This window comes from Streptomyces turgidiscabies Car8, assembly GCF_000331005.1.
GTDB classification, from domain to species: domain Bacteria; phylum Actinomycetota; class Actinomycetes; order Streptomycetales; family Streptomycetaceae; genus Streptomyces; species Streptomyces turgidiscabies.
This window is the reverse complement of the sequence record NZ_AEJB01000394.1, coordinates 1-2,551: the sequence shown is the minus strand read 5'-3', so window position 1 is coordinate 2,551 and position 2,551 is coordinate 1. Positions and strand designations below refer to the sequence as shown.

Genomic DNA, 2,551 nt, shown 5'->3' with positions numbered 1-2,551 from the left:
TCGCCGCCGAGGCGGAATTCATTGCTCATGGACTCAGCCTGCACGGCTCCGAACCCGCTGACGAGGCTGTGACACTTTGCTGCCAGCCTTCGGCGGTGCCTGGCCTCAGCGCTGCTGCTGGAGGTACGGCTGCAGGTGGTGCAGCCGGGTGTGGTAGTCCGGGTGCGAGGAGAGCAGCTTGCTCAGCGGGCTCTCCTCCGGCGCCACACCGTTGTTGAGCGCGGCGAGCGCGGCCGTCTGCCGCTGCTCCTCCTGGTGGAGCTTGCCGAGTACGGAGGCCAGCATCGGGGCGAAGCCGAGGGCCGCCGCGTGTTCGTCGGCGCGGAGTTCGGCTCGGCGGCCGACCGCGGCGAGGGCGTACGGCACCCCGAGGATCAGCAGGGGCAGGCCGTACAGCGTGCTGATGGTCGCCATGGCGATGCTGCCGAGGACGAGTACGACGAAGCCGACGCCGAAGCAGGAGAAGGCGCGGGACACCTTGAAGACGAACCCCGAGAACGCGCGCAGGAACCGCCAGGCGATACGGCCGGGCTGCGCGTACCAGTAGCCGAGGAGCCCCGACCAGGCGTGGCCGCCGACGTGGTGGCCCAGCTCGTGTGCCATGACGGCGGCGAGTTCGCCGTTGGGCAGCTCGTTCATGGCGAAGCGGGTGACACCGACGATGTGGCCGGCGGCGGCGACCGCGTTCAGGCCGTCGCTGTCCTCGACCCAGAGTTCGTAGTTGCGGCCCTCGACACCCGCGCGGGCGGTGACCTCGCGCCAGACCGGTTCGAGTTTGGCTCGTTCTTGCGGCGTGGGGTAGCGCAGGTGGAGCAGACGGCGCGCGAGGGCGCTTTCGGTGGGCCGGTGGAAGACGAGTGCGCCGCTCAGTATCCAGGCGATGATCACGAGGAACGCGAGGTCGCCGAAGAAGAGGGAGAACATGCTGACGACGAGGAGGCTGCAGAGGAAGTTCGGGAGGTAGAGGAGGAGGTTGCCCACGGCGGTGGCGTCGGTACGGCGCTGGTGGGCGGAGATGTGGACGCGCTGGCGGTCGGTGGAGATGTGGTGGGGGTGCTCGGTGGGGGATGCGGGCGGCGCGGCTGCGGTGGGCGCGGTGGGCGTCGTGGGTGTGGTCGGGGGTTGCTGAGGGGGCGCGTACTGCGGGGGGATGGGCTGGGCGGTGGCCTGGGGGTAGGGCGGGGGCTGGGCGGGAGCGGCACCCGGGTAGGCGGGGGGCGGGGTCGGGGCAGCGCCCGGGTAGGTCGGGGGCTGGGCCGCGTCCGGGTACTGGGGTTGCTGTGCCGCGCCGGGGTAGGTCGGGGGTTCGGCGAAGCCTGGGTGATCGGGGCGCTGGGCGGTGTTGGCGGGCTGGGGGTGCTGGGGCCCGCCGGGGTAGGTCGGAGGCTCGGCGTAGTCGGGGTGGTCGGGGCGTGGGGTGGTGTTCGGGTGTTGGGATCGGGGGCCCGCGTCCGGGTAGGTCGGGGGTTCGGCGAAGTTCGGGGAGTCGGGGTGCTGGGCCGCGTTCGTGGGCCGGGGTTGCTGGGGTGGCTGTGCGGCGTCCGGGTAGGTCGGAGGTTCGGCGAAGTTCGGGTAATCGGGGTGCTGGGCCGCGTTCGTGGGCCGGGGTTGCTGGGGTGGCTGTGCGGCGTCCGGGTAGGTCGGAGGTTCGGCGAAGCCCGGGTAATCGGGTCGCTGAGAGGTGTTCGGGTGTTGGGATCGGGGGCCCGCGTCCGGGTAGGTCGGGGGTTCGGCGAAGTTCGGGTAATTCGATCGCCGGGTCGTGTCGCGGTTGTGGGCAGGCTGGGGCTGGTCCGGGTAGCGGGGCGGGGGCTGGGTGGCCTGCGGGTATGGGTGTGCGGGTTGGTCGGGGTAGGGCGGCTGGGGTGAGGGGCGGGGGGTTTTCTGCTCGGGGTACGTCGGCGGGAACAAGGGGTAATCGGAGGGCTCGGGGTGGTCCGGTGGGGACGAGGGTGGCTGGGTCATGGTCTTCCTTCACGTGCGGGGACGGTGACTGAGCGGTCCGGTCCGGTGAGTTCAGCCGATGAGCAGGGAGGCGGGGAGGAGGAGCGTGCCGACGCAGAACGAGATCAGGCCGGTACGGATCCACTCGTGCTTGCGTGCGGCGATACGGCTCGTCTCGGTGAGCGCCGAGGTGAGCGCGGCCGTGGGGTCGCGCAGGGTGTCGGCGAGCGCTGCCTCCAGCCCGCCGAGCCGCACGGCCTGCTGGATGTCGCCGAAGTAGGAGAGGGGCTGGCCCGGAGCCCACGGCTGGGAGCGGTAGCGGGGCAGCACGGCGAGGAGCAGCGAGAACAGGGACAGCACCAGGGACGCGGCCCCGGCACTCCAGGCGACGGTCCCGAACGTGCTGAGCGCGGCCGGGTTCCAGTTCCGCCCGGCGAGCAGTCCGCTGAACACACCTGCGGTCATCCCCAGCGCGGCTACCAGGACGGACGCCTTGCTGTCGGCGCGGGCGATCTCGGTACGGAGGTCCGCGAGGAGGCGCTCACAGAGTTGGGTGGGGTCGGCGGGAGTGTCCGGCGGGGGCGGTGCCGGGGTGGGGCGGGGGTCC

General features: G+C 72.0%; 2 protein-coding genes. Both read right to left on the bottom strand.

Annotation, left to right across the window (positions count from 1 at the left end; translation table 11 throughout):
* Positions 1–105: 105 nt before the first annotated feature.
* Entirely contained in the window at positions 106–1,965 is a 1,860-nt protein-coding gene (locus tag STRTUCAR8_RS55205; RefSeq protein WP_078507354.1) for a M48 family metalloprotease, read from the bottom strand.
* A 51-nt stretch (positions 1,966–2,016) separates the two neighbouring features.
* A partial coding sequence (locus STRTUCAR8_RS28830; RefSeq protein ID WP_006379627.1) for a Pycsar system effector family protein occupies positions 2,017–2,551 on the bottom strand: 535 nt, incomplete at its 5' end.

Coding starts and splice junctions, on each gene's coding strand:
- STRTUCAR8_RS55205 (WP_078507354.1), bottom strand. CDS start 1,965: ATGACCCAGCCACCCTCGTCCCCACCGGACCACCCCGAGCCCTCCGAT.